The following is a 13,980-nucleotide window of genomic DNA, read 5'->3' on the forward strand; positions in this document are numbered from 1 at the left end:
ATTCCGATGAAGTATGACCGTCAGAACGCCAAGGCCCATTCCCGCGCTACTATGCGCGGCATCTGGGCAGCGGCAAACACGCCTTTCAACGAGGACGGATCGATCGATGAAGGCGGCTTTCGAAAGAATGTCGATCATTGGATCAACGATCTGGGTATTGACGGACTTTTCGTCGCGGGAAAGCAGGGCGAATTCTTCTCCATGTCGGTTGACGAGCGCAAGCGCATGTTCGATCTGGCTGTCTCGGCAGTCGGTGACAAGGCGCAGACGATCATGTCCTGCTCGGACCAGAACATGGATGTGGTTATTGATCTGGCCCGGCATGCGCAGGCGAGCGGCGCCGACTATATCGTCGTTCACGCACCCGTTCTGCATTTCCTGCGTGCGCAGGATGAAACGTTGCTACGCTATTACGAAACAATTGCCTCAAAGGTGGATATCGGCCTTGCGCTGTGGTCGCATCCCGATAGCAGCTATCTGATGAGCCCGGAGCTCTGCAATCGCCTGGCCGATATCGAAACGGTCGTCGCGATCAAATATTCGGTCCCGCGCGACATGTATCGCAAGCTCACGGAACTTGCAGGCGATCGCATTCTCGTCTCGACCGCATCGGAAGACGAGTGGCTGGACAATATTCTCGAGCTCGGCTGGCAGCTTTATCTCTGCTCTTCGCCGCCCTACACGCTGCAGACCAAAGTTGATCGCCGCATGCGCGATTATACCGATTTGGCCTTTGCGGGCAAAGCCGATGAGGCACGCGCCGTCTGGAAAAGTCTGGAGCCTGTCCGCCATGCCTTTAAGTCGACGCGACCGGCTGAAAAGCCCACTTCGCATCAAAAATACTGGCAGGAGCTGCTCGGTCAGGTTGGTGGACCTGTTCGTGCGCCGATGCTTGAACTGACCGACACCGAAAAGCGGACAATCCGGGAGGCATTTGATAGCTGCGGTCTCAAACTGTCCTGATCGAACCGAAAAGGGGAACAAGAATGACAAAACTAAGCGCCTTCAATTTTCAAAAATGGATCGATGAACACAAGCACCTGCTGAAGCCTCCTGTCGGCAATCAGCTGGTGTTCAAGGATGCGGACCTGATGGTCACAGTCGTCGGCGGTCCGAACAAGCGTACCGATTATCACGACGATCCGGTCGAAGAGTTTTTCTATCAGCTCAAAGGCGACATGCTGCTGAAGCTGCACGATACGTCGACGGGTGAGTTTTACGATGTGCCAATCCGCGAAGGCGATATCTTCCTTCTGCCGGCACATGTCCGTCATTCGCCGCAGCGCCCGCAGGAAGGCTCCGTCGGTCTGGTCATCGAACCGGCCCGTCCTGAAGGCGCTCTCGATGCGGTAGAATGGTATTGCTTCGAATGCAGCGGCCTCGTTCATCGCGCAGAAGTAGATCTGGAATCCATCGTCGACGATCTACCGCCGCTCTATGCAGCTTTCTACAACGATGAGAAACTGCGGACATGCCCACATTGCAACACCGTTCATCCTGGCAAGAACCCGCCTGAAGGTTGGGTTGCACTTTGATGGAGTGCGCCCGACGAAACGGTCGGGCGTCCATGCACAGGCATAAAAAGACAAGGGGAAATAAAATGAAAAGCAAACTCATGATGATCGGCTTGCTGGCGGGGTTGACGACTGGCACTGCTGCCGCCGAACCGGTCAAGATCGGTGTGATAACGACCCTATCGGGTCCGGGAGGCTATCTCGGGCAGGACGTGCGCGATGGCATGCAGCTTGCCATCGACGCAGAAGGCGGCAAACTCGGCGGCGTGCCGGTCGAACTGAAGGTCGAGGATGATGCGGCCAAGCCCGGAAACGGACGACAGATCGCCGAGCGGTTCATGTCGGAAGATGGCGTCAAACTATTTACAGGTATTATTTTCTCGAATGTAGCCGGTGCAACAGTGCCGGATATTGTCGACAATGACAGCATTTATATCAGTGCCAACGCCGCGCCGTCGAACATGGCGGGCAAGGGTTGCGATGCCAATTACTTCGTCGTTTCCTGGCAAAATGACTCGCTACATGAGGCATCGGGCATTGCTGCGGAGCAGCAAGGCTTCAAGCGTGCTTTCATTCTCGCGCCGAACTACCAGGCGGGCAAGGATGCACTGGCGGGCTTCAAGCACCGGTTCAAGGGCGAAGTTGTTGGTGAAATCTACACTCAACTTGATCAGACCGATTATTCGGCAGAGATGGCCCAGATACGCGCCGCCAATCCCGATGTGGTCTTCCAGTTTCACCCGGGCGGTATGGGCATTGCGTTCATGCGCCAGTACCAGCAGGCCGGTCTTCTCGGCAAGATTCCTATGGTTCTTTCCGAACCGTCCAGCGATGCTGTGATCCTCAAATCGCTAGGTGATGCATCAATCGGACTTTTGGCCACCAGTCATTGGAGCCCGGATTTCGACAATGCCGCGAGCAAGGAACTCGTGGCAAAGTGGAAGGCCGCTTATCCTGACCGGCCACTGACCTATTACGGCACACAAGGGTATGATGTGGCCCGGCTGATTGCTTCGGCATTGAAACAGACCGGCGGGGTTGATGATATTGACGCGGTGCGCGAAGCCCTGCGAAAGGCTGATTTCCAGTCGGTCCGAGGTAATTTTGCCTTCGGTCCTAACCAGCATCCGCTGCAGGACTGGTATCTCCTTGATGTAGTCAAAGGTGAGGATGGCAATCCGACCACCAAGATCAAGAAGAAGCTGATCGAAAATTACGGTGATTCCTATTCAGCAGAGTGCAAGCTCTGACAGTCGCCGCCCGGGCGCGCGCCAAAGTGCGCGCCACGCTTCTTTTCATTTCTTATGAAGGTCGTTTCCTCCAATGACACTCATCTTTGAGCAACTTTTGAATGGCCTTCTCTACGGCGTCATGTTGTTCCTTCTGGCAGCGGGGCTGACGCTGATCTTTGGGATCATGGGCGTCATCAACCTCGCTCACGGCTCGCTCTATATGATAGGTGCTTTTATCGGCACATGGGTGGCTGTGCAGACGGGGAACTTCTGGCTTGGTCTGCCCGCAGCAATTCTAGCCACGACAATTGCCGGCATCATGATCGAGCTTGGCATCATGCGAAAACTCTATCAGCGCGATCATCTGGATCAGGTGCTTGCAACCTTCTCGCTCATTCTGATTTTCAATGAGCTGACTGTGCTGATCTTCGGCCGTCAGCCGATTTTCACGCAGTTGCCAGCATCACTCTCCCAGCCGATCGAGCTGTTCCCAGGGCTGAGTTATCCACCGTTCCGGCTGCTCATTATTGTGGCAGGTTTGCTGGTTGCCGGCGGTCTTTACCTGCTCATCAACCGCACCCGGATCGGCATGCTCGTTCGCGCAGGATCGACCAATCGCGATATGGTGCGTGCGCTCGGCGTGGACATCCGTCTGCTCTATACGCTGGTGTTTGCACTTGGCGCGGCTTTCGCGGGCCTTGCAGGCTTCATGACCGGGCCGATCCTTGCTGTTCAGGTTGGTATGGGCGAACAGATTTTGCTTGCTACCTTCGTCGTCGTGGTTATCGGCGGCGTCGGTTCGATCAAGGGGGCATTCATCGCGGGTATTTCGCTCGGCATCATCGATACCTGCCTGCGCGCCTTTCTGCCTTCCATTCTGCGCCACGTCATGGCGGGGGCCGAGGCCGACGCACTCGGTGTGGGCATCGCCTCCATGGGCATCTATCTGTTGATGGCCATCGTTCTTCTGTTCCGCCCGAGAGGCCTCTTTCCGGTGGGAGCCTGATTCATGTCATATCGCGTTTTGTTTGTTTTTCTCGGCTGCGTGGCGCTCGCACTTTTCCCCTTTGGGGCCGAAGCGCTGGGGCAAACGGCTGCATCCAGCCTCGTCGCCCGGATTATGGTCTATGCCATCGCCGCAGCCAGCCTCAATCTGATCCTTGGCTATGGCGGGATGGTTTCTTTTGGTCATGCTGCATTCTTCGGCATTGGTTCCTATGTCGTGGGCATTCTTTATTTTCACCACGCTGAAGAGACGCTGCTTTTCGGCTTCATTCCGGGTTCCGACCAGTTCCTGATCACCGTTCCAGCGGCAATGCTGGTGGCAGGCCTTGTCGCGCTGGTGATTGGTGCGTTGGCACTGCGCACTTCGGGCGTGCAGTTCATCATGATTACACTCGCCTTTGCCCAGATGCTCTTCTTCCTCTTTGTTTCGCTGAAAACCTATGGCGGCGAAGACGGTATCATTGTCCGCCGGGCAAATGATCTTTTCGGCCTCAGCCTGCGTGACAAAACGACGATGTATTATGTCATCCTCGTCTCGATGATCCTGTACTTCGGCTTCCTTTGGAGGATCGTGCATTCATCCTATGGCGCGGTGCTGTCCGGTATTCGCCAGAGCGAGCGACGCATGACGGCGATGGGGATCGAAACCTATCGCTACAAGCTCTACGGCTTTGTCCTCGCCGGAATGGGCGCTGGTCTGGCCGGAGCCCTTCTCACCATCTTTATGCGTTTTGCGAGCCCGGATACGCTGCACTGGACCAAATCGGGTGAGTTGATGGTGATGGTCATTTTGGGTGGTGTCGGCACTTTCTTCGGTCCCATCTGGGGAGCGGCCGCGTTCCTGATCCTCCAGACCTATCTCGCCTCCTGGACCGAACATTGGCAGCTCGCCTTGGGCATCATTCTGCTTGTCGTCGTATTGGGAACCAAAGGCGGCATTGTCGGCGGCTGGCGCGCGCTTTGCCGTCAGTTTCGTAAAGGCCGGAAAGTGGAGGTGCCCGCATGAATACGATATTGCAGGTCCACGATCTGGTGAAGCGCTTTGCCGGTCTGGTCGCGACGGATCATGTGACGCTCGACGTTGCGGAGGAGCATATCCATGCCCTGATCGGCCCGAACGGGGCGGGTAAATCTACACTCATCAACCAGCTTTGCGGTGAACTGACGCCCACTTCAGGGACGATCAGCCTGATGGGTGAGGATATCACCAAACTGCCGGCAGCCACACGTGTCGGGCGCGGACTGGGACGCACATTCCAGATATCGACGCTTCTGAACGATATGAGTGTGCGCCAGAACATCGCAATGGCGGTACAGGCGCGCGAGGGGCACAACTTCCGGATTCTTGACAGTCTTAAAAGCCGCAGTGCCATCTGGCGTGAGGTTGACGCAATACTCGCCGGAAGCCGTCTGGCCAACCATCCGGAAAAGCTGGCAGGCGATCTGTCGAGTGGCGGACGCAAGCAGTTGGAACTGCTCATGGCGCTGGCAGGAAAGCCAAAGCTTCTGCTCCTCGATGAGCCGATGGCCGGCCTCGGCCATGTTGAAAGCCAGGAGATGATCGAGCTTCTGCAGGGCTTACGCGGCAAGGTTTCGATGCTGCTCGTCGAGCATGACATGGAGGCCGTGTTCGCATTGGCTGACCGCATATCGGTGCTGGTCTATGGCCGCGTCATCCTGACGGGTACTGTAGAAGACATACGGACGAGCGAAGCTGTACGGGAAGCCTATCTCGGCGGGGAGGAGGAACTGTGCTGAAAATAGAAGGACTTCAGGCTGCATACGGCCATTCGCAGGTACTATTTGACGTTTCGCTGGAAGTGAATGAGGGGGAACTGGTAACCCTAATGGGTCGCAACGGCATGGGTAAGACGACCACCATACGCACTTTGATGGGATTGCTGACCGCCAAAGGGGGCCAAGTCCAGATCGCGGGGCGCGACACGACCAGCTATACTCCGGAAAAAGTAGCGCGTCTCGGTGTCGGTCTCGTACCGGAGGGACGGCAGATTTTCCCGACCCTTACGGTGCGGGAAAATCTGGTTGCAACTGCATCGAACCGCTGCAAGCGGCAATCGCCCTGGGATCTCAGCAAGATATACGCGCTTTTCCCGCGCATGCAGGAGCGGGCGGATCAAACGGCGGGGACGCTTTCGGGCGGCGAACAACAAATGCTGGCAATCGGGCGTGCCTTGATGACGAACCCACATCTTCTGATCCTCGATGAAGCGACGGAAGGTCTTGCCCCCGTCATCCGCACGGAAATCTGGCACTGCATCATGCAGTTGCGCGAAATGGGCCAGTCCATCCTCCTGATCGACAAGAATATAGCCGTTTTGAAACGGCTGGCGGATCGCCATTATATTGTCGAGAAAGGCCGAACGGTCTGGCGCGGGACGAGCGCCGATCTCGAACGTGACCGTGACCAGGTGCATGCCTATGTCGGTATCTGAGACAATCATCCTCGTTGGATGGGGCGCTATCGCCAAACGGGTTGCAGAGCTTCTGGCCGAACGGAACAGTTCCGTCAAAATTGCAGCCGTCGCAGTGCGCGACAGGTCAGCATCCCGTGAAGGACTGCCCGCCGGTGCCGTGCTTATCGAAGATCCTGCAGAGCTTGTGGTCAACGGGGCAAGTCTTGTGGTTGAGGCAGCAGGGCGCTCCAGCGTCTTGCCATGGGGCGAGGCGGCGCTTTCTGCTGGAATGGATTTCGCGGTTTCATCGACATCGGCTTTCGTCGACGATGCATTGTTTCAAAAGCTAAAGGATGCTGCCGCGGCCAGTGGTGCGAAACTTATTATTCCACCCGGCGCGCTGGGCGGGATCGACGCGCTTTCTGCAGCAAGTCGACTTTCAATTGCAAGCGTCGAACATCGCATCATCAAGCCTGCAAAAGCATGGGCAGGCACACTGGCCGCTCAACTGATACCGCTCGATGAAATCAGTGACGCCACGGTCTTCTTCACAGATACGGCCCGCAAGGCTGCGGATGCCTTTCCGCAAAATGCCAATGTCGCGGTGATTACTTCGCTTGCGGGGATTGGTCTCGATCGCACCCGCGTCACACTGGTTGCAGACCCGGCGGCGCGCCTCAACATGCACGAGATCATTGCCGAAGGTGATTTCGGCAGGATGCATCTGCGTTTCGAAAATGGTCCGCTTGCAACCAACCCGAAATCGTCCGAAATGACCGCGCTCAACCTTGCGCGCGCGATCGAGAACCGTGTCGTCACGACGGTCATCTGATACATTCTCCGAATAGAATGCCCCGCATCAGCGGGGCATTCGCTATTCGGAAATCCTATTCCACATCCATCTTGCATTGTGCGGCATAGATGTCGTTATGCGCAGTCAGAACCTTTTTCTCTGTCTTCAGATAGGGTTTGCCATTGGCGTCTTCGGCAACTCCGAGCGCATACCAGTCCTGAACAGGATGCTGGTTCGGTCCCAGTTTAAATTCTCCGCGTACGGACGGAATTTGCGCGGAAAGCAATGCTTTGCGGAAAGTCTTGGCATCAATGTCTTCGCTAGAGACGCCAGCAAGACCCGCTCCCATCATCAACGCTGCATCATAGCCTTGTGCGGCATAATAGGTGATTGGGCGATCCCCGAATTTCGCCTTCCACGCTGCAACAAATTTCTTGTTTTCCGGATTGTCGAAGTCGTCGTTCCAGTGGCTTGTCACCCGTACACCGTCGGCTGCTTTTCCAACCACATTGACGATGACCTGATCGAGCGATGCCGGATGAACGACCATCGGAATTTCTTTCAGCAGACCTGACTGCTGATACTGCTGCAGAAACGCAATGCCCATGCCGCCCGGTTCGAATTCGTAGACCATGGATGGCTTTGCAGCGCGAATCTGCGCGATTTCTGCGGCAAAATCGGTCTGATCCAACTGGGTGTAGACTTCGCCGACGATCTTGCCCTTGTAGAAGCGCTTGAACGCATCCATCGTCTCGCGCCCGGCTTGATAGTTCGGCGCGATCAGGAATGCCGAAGGATAATCCATTGACTGCGCCAATGCGCCAGCGCTTTCGCCCTGGCTGTCATCCTGCCAGGAACTGACGAAGTAATTTGGGTGACATTCCTTGCCTGCAAATTCGGCAGAGGCAGTGTTCGGGCTGACATAGATGCCGCCTTCATCGAGAATATCGGTAAGAGCTGCGCCAGCGACATTGGCAAACACCATGCCAGTAAAAAGCTTTACGCCCTGTTCGGTCAGCATGGCTTCGGCAATCTGCTTGGCATTGCCCGGTTTGAGGCCGTCATCCTCGACTTTGAGCGCGACCGGTTTTCCTCCCAGTTCGCCGCCATTTTGATCAATTGCTAGCTGGAAGCCGTCCCGAATATCCTGCCCGAGATAACCGGCCGGACCGGACAGGGTTGTAATCATACCGATGGTAACGGGTTCCTTGGCAAAGGCCGCGACAGTCCCGGCCAGAGACAGGTAAAGTGCCGAAGCACCAAGCAGCGAAAGCTTGAGCATGAAAGTTCCTCTCTTGATTGCCCTTCATGACCTTTTCTCTGTCCTGCGCTTGGAGGCGCGGTTTCGGACAGGAGGTCTTGCTGGTCATTTCATGCTGAAACCTGAAGCCCGTAAACTGAACACTCTTCGCACTGCTATGAGGTTCAGGAATATCAGAGCAGGGCAATGAAGCAGATATTGCGACGAGCGAGGTCTTGCATCAGCTTGCCCGGGCAATTTCCCGAAGCACCTGAATGAACAGGTCTGCCGTGGCGGACCGATTGCTTTCAGGCAGGGCGGTGATCCCCAGAAAACCAGAGGTCGCGCCAAGCTTTACGGGCAAGACCGCAAGCTGGCCGGAGGCTTCTTCAATCCGTGCGACCTGTGCGGGCATGACGCAAATATAGTCTGCCTGCAAAAGCAATCCCTTGTTGATGAGGGGCGATACGGATTCGACGGATTGCGCGGGCGGCGGTACGCCTTCCTCCCGGAAGGCGCGGTCGATCTGAAGGCGTAGGTTGGTTTCCTTGGGCGGTAATATCCAATCCCATTCGATCAGATCGTGGAGGCGAAGTGCGGGACGTAGCGTCAGGGGATGGTCGCGCCGCACAACGACGACGGCGTTATCGGGGATCAGAACCTCCTGCACGAGATTGACCGGTTCGTGCCGCTCGGAAAGGCGGCCTATCACCATGTCCAGCTCGCCTGCCCGCAAAGCTGGTATCAACACATCATCTGTTCCCGTCACGACTTTGACCACGATGCGGCGATTGTCATGCCGGATCTTGGCAATAGCTCGGGGAAGCAGATCGGCAGACGCCGAAAGCAGGGTTCCGATGGCCAGTCGCCCGCCTGTGCCGTCGCGCAGATCGGCAAGATTTTGTTCGGCCACCATAAGATGAGCAAGGAGACGCCTGGCATCTGTGGTCAGTTGCATGCCCGCGTGGGTCGGGACGACACCCCTGTTGGTGCGTGTGAAAAGCCGTAACCCGGTCAGGGCTTCGATTTCCTGCAAAGCCTTGGTGACGGCGGATTGAGTAACGTTCAACCGGTCGGCGGCTCGCGCAATGCTGCGCTCCTCCTCGATGGCATCGATAATGCGGATATACCGGATTGTCAGATGGTTGGTGAGCAATGCCATATCGCCTCCTCAAGGATATGCCTCCTCACAGATATTCTATTTCCTCATATCTGTCGCGGTCAGAATTCACTTTCCTTTGTCGGCAGGACTTGGAACTCTCTCTTCGAAATGGGTTGAGGAGAATTGGAATGACGAAACGTCACGCGGAGATCGCTGGCGCGGGAATTGCGGGGCTGGCTTCTGCTACAGCGCTCGCACAGCGCGGGTGGAGTGTAAGGGTGCATGAGCGCTCGCCCAATCTGCGCACTTTCGGCGCCGGGATTTATATCTGGAGCAATGGCCTGCATGTACTCAAGGCCTTGGGCGCCTATGATGAAGCCGTGATCGGCGCTCATGAGGGACCGGAGTTCCATACGCGCGATCACCTCAATGAAACGATGGAAGAGATTCCGATTAATGGCAACGGACCAGCGCGCCTTATAACGATTCTGCGCGAGACATTGCTGACGGCATTGCTCAATGCTGCGCGTCGTGCCGGAGTCGAGGTGGTTACCGGAACGGAAGCTGTCGGTGCAACGCCCGAAGGCGAATTGCTGCTGGCTGACGGTAAACGGCTTGCCGCCGATCTGGTTATCGGGGCGGATGGCATCAATTCGAAGGTCAGGGATTCGCTCGATCTCATGATGTACCGCAAGCCGCTCGGCTACGGTGCCGTGCGCATGATGATAAAACGTGACAGCGCGGATGCGCCAGTTGAAGATCTGCCGCGCTATATCGAGCATTTTTCAGGCTCGCGCCGTATTCTTTATACACCGGCCAGCGAAACCGATCTCTATATCGCGCTCTGTGCATCGGTTGAAGACGAGATGGCTTATCGCACGCCTGTCGATACCGCGCTGTGGACTGAAAGTTTCCCGCATCTTGCACCGTTGATTGCCCGTTTCGGTGATGCTGGGCGGTGGGACGCATTCGAAGTCCTGAAGTTGAAATCATGGAGCAAGGGCCGGGTGGCAATCCTTGGCGATGGTGCTCATGCGATGCCTCCATATCTGGGACAAGGCGGGGGTTGCGCTCTGATGAATGCGCTGGGGCTGGCCGTTGCGCTGGATGAACATGCGGATGTGACCGAAGCGCTGGCCGCCTGGGAGGCGCGTGAACGCCCGATGACCGAACATACGCAGGATACCGCAGAGCAGCTTGGCGACATGAATTACTGGCCCGACGACGTGCGGTCGCAAGTGCTGAAAATTACAGGGAAATGCGCTCAGCTTGGAGCGGAACGTATGAAGACCGCTTTGCACATTCCAACAGGCGCAGCGTGAAACGCCGGATGATGGAGATTTCTATGAACTCGACAAAAATTGGCAACAATGTTTTTTCCTGGGATGAAACCGGAAGCGGCCCGGCCATCGTGCTGCTTTCTGGATGGTGCCAGGATCACCGCCTGTTCAAGACACTGGTGCCGGAGCTGGCGAAAGAACACCGCGTTATCCGCTTCGACTGGCGCGGTCACGGTGAACATCGCGAACATGACGGCGATTTCGACATCAACCAGCAAGCCGACGATCTCGTCGCTTTCGTCGATGCACTGGAGCTTGAGACCTTTCTTCCGGTTTCGACTTCCCATGGTGGCTGGGCCAATATTGAAGTCACCGACCGGCTGGGAGCCAGGCGCGTGCCGAAATCGGTCGTTATCGACTGGATTATGAACCAGCCGAACGAAACCTTCTTCGAACTGATCGACGGTATTCAGGACCGGCAAGTCTGGGAGAATGGACGCACTGGCTTCTTCGATTATTGGATAGGCGACATCAAGAATACCGATATCGTCAATCACGTGAACAACGAGATGGCGGGTTATTCCTATGAAATGTGGGCCCGCTCAGGGCGGGAGATCGGCAAAGCCTATCGCAAATGGGGCAGCCCGATGCAACGAATGGCGGCTATGGGCGAAACCCGACCAATCACCCATATCTATTCACAGCCGTTTGAACCGGAATATACGCAGGCTCAGGTGGATTTTGCGGCACGCAATCCCTGGTTCCATCCTAAAAAGCTGCCTGGTACGACTCATTTTCCGACACTTGAACAGCCCGCGAATGTGGCAAGCGTTATCAGCGGGTTCAACGCATGATAAACTTGGCTGAAGAAGCAGGTTTCGACCCTGCCAGACTTGATCGCGATTACAATGCCAAGGCTACCGTTTCTGCCGAGGCCTTCGCCGCTGAGATGGTGCGCTATCGCGAGGCAAGTGTCGCGCCTCGGGCTGATTGGGGTCAGCATTTCGACGTGGTTTATGACGAAGAAAGCGGACAACGGATCGATATTTTCGGCCCTTCTTCCCGAAACAGAATAAGTTCGGTTTTCGTGTTCATTCACGGGGGCTACTGGCGGGCTCTATCAAAGGAAGATTCCGCCATGATGGCGGCAATGCTTGCGGCCGAAGGTATTGCAACCGTCGTTGTTGATTATCGTCTGGCGCCGAAAACATCGCTCGCGGAAATAACACGCGAGGTGCGGGCCGCTCTCGCCTTCGTCTGGCATCGCGGACGGGAATACGGCCTTGATCCCGACCGGATATCGGTTGGAGGGAGTTCGGCGGGTGGTCATCTTGTCGGTGCACTTCTTGCGGAAGGCTGGCATAGCGATTTCGGTTTGCCGTCGAATACTGTGAAGTTTGCCATGCCGGTCAGCGGGCTTTTCGAGCTTGCGCCACTGGCGGCGAGTTTCCCCCAGGAGTGGCTCAATCTCAGTCCTGCCGATGTCGATCAACTTAGCCCGATCCGGCACATTCCGGTGCGCGGTTGTCCGATTACGGTGGCATGGTCAGAAGATGAAGCGGACGGCTTCAAACGCCAGTCGCGCGCTTATGCCGATTGCTGGACTGCAGCAGGCGGAGAAGCGAAGGCAATCGAGGTCGCAAACCGGAATCATTACAATATTCTGATGGACTGGTGCGCGCCTGAAACCGAGATGTCGCAGGCTCTGCTCGCGGGTATTCGAAATATCGGCTGACTGACTTCCAAAAGGAAATCGAGCGGCCGCGTGACATGCGCGGCTGGCGGTTTCGCGCAGATGAACCCGTCAATGTACACACCAATTTATGCGATAATCCTCATGGATATATGGTTTTAAGATGAATTGTCGCATGAATTAAAACATCCCATTCTGACTGTAACGATGATCTGGGCCTGGCCCGAATTTTTAGATTGCAGAGGCTTTCTGATGCAAAAATCCGACGTGCAGCTTTTCATAGGCGGTGAATGGCGCAAGACCGCCAATACGCTTCCCATTATCAATCCTGCGGATGAAACCGAAATCGGGCAGGTTGCGGTCGCGGAGCGGAAAGATCTGGAGGCGGCACTTCAGGCGGCGTGGAATGGGTATCAGATCTGGCGCGATACTGCGCCTGCGGCCCGTGCTGCGATCATCATGAAGGCGTCGGCGCTCATGCGCGAACGGCAGGAAGAGATTGCGCGCGCGATCACGCTGGAAAACGGGAAGCCGATCACCGAAGCCCGGCTTGAGGTTATTCGAGGCTGCGAATTCTTCGAATGGGATGCTGGCGAATGCATTCGCTTCTATGGTCGTGTCATTCCGAGCGCACCCGGTATTCGTTATATCGTCTTGCATGAGCCGATCGGGCCGGTTGCAGCGTTCGCGCCGTGGAATTTTCCGATGAGCCAGCCAGCGCGCAAGATTGCTGGGGCCCTGGCCGCCGGCTGCTCCATCATCCTGAAAGCTTCCGAGGAAACACCGACCGCCGTTACTTATATCGCGCGTGCGTTCGAAGATGCGGGACTGCCAGCCGGTGTGCTGAATCTGGTTTTTGGCGTGCCCGCAGATATTTCGCAGTTTCTTATTCCTCGACCTGAAATCCGGGCAATCGCATTCACCGGATCGACTGCCGTTGGCAAACATCTGACCGAGATCGCTGCACGCCACATGAAACCGGCGCTGATGGAACTTGGCGGCCACGCTCCCGTCATCGTTTGCGAGGATGCCGATCCGGTTGTCGCGGGTATCGCCTCGGCGCGCCGTAAATACCGCAACTCCGGTCAGGTATGCACCTCGCCGACCCGCTTTTTTGTTCATGAAAGCCATTATGAGCGCTTCACCGCCGCCTTCATCGAGACGGCGCAATCAATCCGCGTCGGTAATGGCATGGATGAAGGGGTCCAGATGGGCCCTGTCGCCAATGACCGTCGCGTCATGGCACTGGAAGAGTTGGTCAGCGATGCCGAGGCCAAGGGTGCGAAACTGCTTTTCGGTGGCCGACGCTTGAAGAATAATGGCTATTTTTTCCCCCCAACGGCTCTGGCTGAGTTGCCGGATGATGCCCGTGTAATGTCGGAGGAGCCATTTGGCCCGCTGGCGCTGATCAATCCGGTTGCGTCTCTGGATGCGGCCATTGAAAAGGCGAATGCGCTGCCGTTCGGTCTGGCGGCATATGGTTTTGCCAGTTCAGCGGAAAATGTGGACCGTCTCATGTCAGGTCTGGAAGCTGGAAACGTCTCGATTAACACGCTCGAAGCGTCTGTGCCCGAAACCCCCTTCGGCGGTGTCAAGGATAGCGGACTTGGCCGCGAGGGTGGAGCCGAAGGATTGCATCATTATACGGTCGTGAAAAATGTCTCGCACCGTCTGGTGAATAGCCTTTAGTTTGGGGCGCGTGGACCA

The 13,980-nt window shown here is 56.3% G+C and carries 14 protein-coding genes; 12 read left to right on the forward strand and 2 right to left on the reverse strand.

Going from position 1 to position 13,980, the window contains the following annotated elements:
* Positions 1-6 precede the first annotated feature (6 nt).
* The 8 genes from CQZ93_RS16270 (at position 7) to CQZ93_RS16305 (ending at position 6,997) form a co-directional block, all read left to right on the forward strand.
* A complete protein-coding gene (locus CQZ93_RS16270) occupies positions 7-963 on the forward strand; it encodes a dihydrodipicolinate synthase family protein (protein WP_105543671.1) in 957 nt (318 codons plus the stop codon).
* Positions 964-986: 23 nt separating this feature from the next.
* Positions 987-1,535, forward strand: a complete 549-nt coding sequence (locus CQZ93_RS16275) for a 3-hydroxyanthranilate 3,4-dioxygenase (RefSeq protein WP_105543672.1) — start codon at positions 987-989, stop codon at positions 1,533-1,535.
* Positions 1,536-1,600: 65 nt separating this feature from the next.
* A complete protein-coding gene (locus tag CQZ93_RS16280; protein WP_105543673.1) occupies positions 1,601-2,764 on the forward strand; it encodes an ABC transporter substrate-binding protein in 1,164 nt (387 codons plus the stop codon).
* Between the two features lie 73 nt (positions 2,765-2,837).
* Positions 2,838-3,752, forward strand: coding sequence for a branched-chain amino acid ABC transporter permease (locus tag CQZ93_RS16285; protein ID WP_105543674.1), 915 nt, complete (start codon positions 2,838-2,840; stop codon positions 3,750-3,752).
* Between the two features lie 3 nt (positions 3,753-3,755).
* A complete protein-coding gene (locus tag CQZ93_RS16290; protein WP_105543675.1) occupies positions 3,756-4,757 on the forward strand; it encodes a branched-chain amino acid ABC transporter permease in 1,002 nt (333 codons plus the stop codon).
* Positions 4,754-5,509, forward strand: coding sequence for an ABC transporter ATP-binding protein (locus tag CQZ93_RS16295; protein WP_105543676.1), 756 nt, complete (start codon positions 4,754-4,756; stop codon positions 5,507-5,509). The genes CQZ93_RS16290 and CQZ93_RS16295 overlap by 4 nt, the downstream gene beginning before the upstream one ends.
* A complete protein-coding gene (locus CQZ93_RS16300; RefSeq protein ID WP_105543677.1) occupies positions 5,503-6,204 on the forward strand; it encodes an ABC transporter ATP-binding protein in 702 nt (233 codons plus the stop codon). The genes CQZ93_RS16295 and CQZ93_RS16300 overlap by 7 nt, the downstream gene beginning before the upstream one ends.
* Positions 6,191-6,997, forward strand: a complete 807-nt coding sequence (locus CQZ93_RS16305; protein ID WP_105543678.1) for an aspartate dehydrogenase — start codon at positions 6,191-6,193, stop codon at positions 6,995-6,997. The genes CQZ93_RS16300 and CQZ93_RS16305 overlap by 14 nt, the downstream gene beginning before the upstream one ends.
* A gap of 55 nt (positions 6,998-7,052) precedes the next feature.
* Here CQZ93_RS16305 and CQZ93_RS16310 read toward each other — a convergent pair whose 3' ends face one another.
* Positions 7,053-8,240 carry an ABC transporter substrate-binding protein gene (locus CQZ93_RS16310; RefSeq protein WP_105543679.1) on the reverse strand — a complete coding sequence of 396 codons (1,188 nt, stop codon included), beginning with the start codon at positions 8,238-8,240 and terminating at the stop codon, positions 7,053-7,055.
* 199 nt (positions 8,241-8,439) lie between these two features.
* Entirely contained in the window at positions 8,440-9,360 is a 921-nt protein-coding gene (locus CQZ93_RS16315; RefSeq protein WP_105543680.1) for a LysR substrate-binding domain-containing protein, read from the reverse strand.
* Between the two features lie 128 nt (positions 9,361-9,488).
* Between CQZ93_RS16315 and CQZ93_RS16320 the strand changes: the two genes are divergently transcribed.
* The 4 genes from CQZ93_RS16320 (at position 9,489) to CQZ93_RS16335 (ending at position 13,962) form a co-directional block, all read left to right on the forward strand.
* A complete protein-coding gene (locus tag CQZ93_RS16320; RefSeq protein WP_105543681.1) occupies positions 9,489-10,622 on the forward strand; it encodes an FAD-dependent oxidoreductase in 1,134 nt (377 codons plus the stop codon).
* 23 nt (positions 10,623-10,645) lie between these two features.
* Positions 10,646-11,434, forward strand: a complete 789-nt coding sequence (locus CQZ93_RS16325) for an alpha/beta hydrolase (RefSeq protein ID WP_105545174.1) — start codon at positions 10,646-10,648, stop codon at positions 11,432-11,434.
* A complete protein-coding gene (locus tag CQZ93_RS16330; protein ID WP_105543682.1) occupies positions 11,431-12,315 on the forward strand; it encodes an alpha/beta hydrolase in 885 nt (294 codons plus the stop codon). The genes CQZ93_RS16325 and CQZ93_RS16330 overlap by 4 nt, the downstream gene beginning before the upstream one ends.
* Positions 12,316-12,525: 210 nt before the next feature.
* Complete coding sequence (locus CQZ93_RS16335; protein WP_105543683.1) at positions 12,526-13,962, forward strand: NAD-dependent succinate-semialdehyde dehydrogenase; 1,437 nt, start codon at positions 12,526-12,528, stop codon at positions 13,960-13,962.
* Positions 13,963-13,980 lie beyond the last annotated feature (18 nt).

The sequence above is a fragment of the Ochrobactrum vermis genome (assembly GCF_002975205.1).
Lineage (GTDB): Bacteria > Pseudomonadota > Alphaproteobacteria > Rhizobiales > Rhizobiaceae > Brucella > Brucella vermis.

What these genes read in the sequence shown, in the direction of transcription:
- CQZ93_RS16320 (WP_105543681.1), top strand. Translation starts at nt 9,489, where the DNA reads ATGACGAAACGTCACGCGGAGATCGCTGGCGCGGGAATTGCGGGGCTG.
- CQZ93_RS16310 (WP_105543679.1), bottom strand. Translation starts at nt 8,240, where the DNA reads ATGCTCAAGCTTTCGCTGCTTGGTGCTTCGGCACTTTACCTGTCTCTG.
- CQZ93_RS16330 (WP_105543682.1), top strand. Translation starts at nt 11,431, where the DNA reads ATGATAAACTTGGCTGAAGAAGCAGGTTTCGACCCTGCCAGACTTGAT.
- CQZ93_RS16285 (WP_105543674.1), top strand. Translation starts at nt 2,838, where the DNA reads ATGACACTCATCTTTGAGCAACTTTTGAATGGCCTTCTCTACGGCGTC.
- CQZ93_RS16335 (WP_105543683.1), top strand. Translation starts at nt 12,526, where the DNA reads ATGCAAAAATCCGACGTGCAGCTTTTCATAGGCGGTGAATGGCGCAAG.
- CQZ93_RS16290 (WP_105543675.1), top strand. Translation starts at nt 3,756, where the DNA reads ATGTCATATCGCGTTTTGTTTGTTTTTCTCGGCTGCGTGGCGCTCGCA.
- CQZ93_RS16270 (WP_105543671.1), top strand. Translation starts at nt 7, where the DNA reads ATGAAGTATGACCGTCAGAACGCCAAGGCCCATTCCCGCGCTACTATG.
- CQZ93_RS16280 (WP_105543673.1), top strand. Translation starts at nt 1,601, where the DNA reads ATGAAAAGCAAACTCATGATGATCGGCTTGCTGGCGGGGTTGACGACT.
- CQZ93_RS16325 (WP_105545174.1), top strand. Translation starts at nt 10,646, where the DNA reads ATGAACTCGACAAAAATTGGCAACAATGTTTTTTCCTGGGATGAAACC.
- CQZ93_RS16305 (WP_105543678.1), top strand. Translation starts at nt 6,191, where the DNA reads ATGTCGGTATCTGAGACAATCATCCTCGTTGGATGGGGCGCTATCGCC.
- CQZ93_RS16295 (WP_105543676.1), top strand. Translation starts at nt 4,754, where the DNA reads ATGAATACGATATTGCAGGTCCACGATCTGGTGAAGCGCTTTGCCGGT.
- CQZ93_RS16275 (WP_105543672.1), top strand. Translation starts at nt 987, where the DNA reads ATGACAAAACTAAGCGCCTTCAATTTTCAAAAATGGATCGATGAACAC.
- CQZ93_RS16315 (WP_105543680.1), bottom strand. Translation starts at nt 9,360, where the DNA reads ATGGCATTGCTCACCAACCATCTGACAATCCGGTATATCCGCATTATC.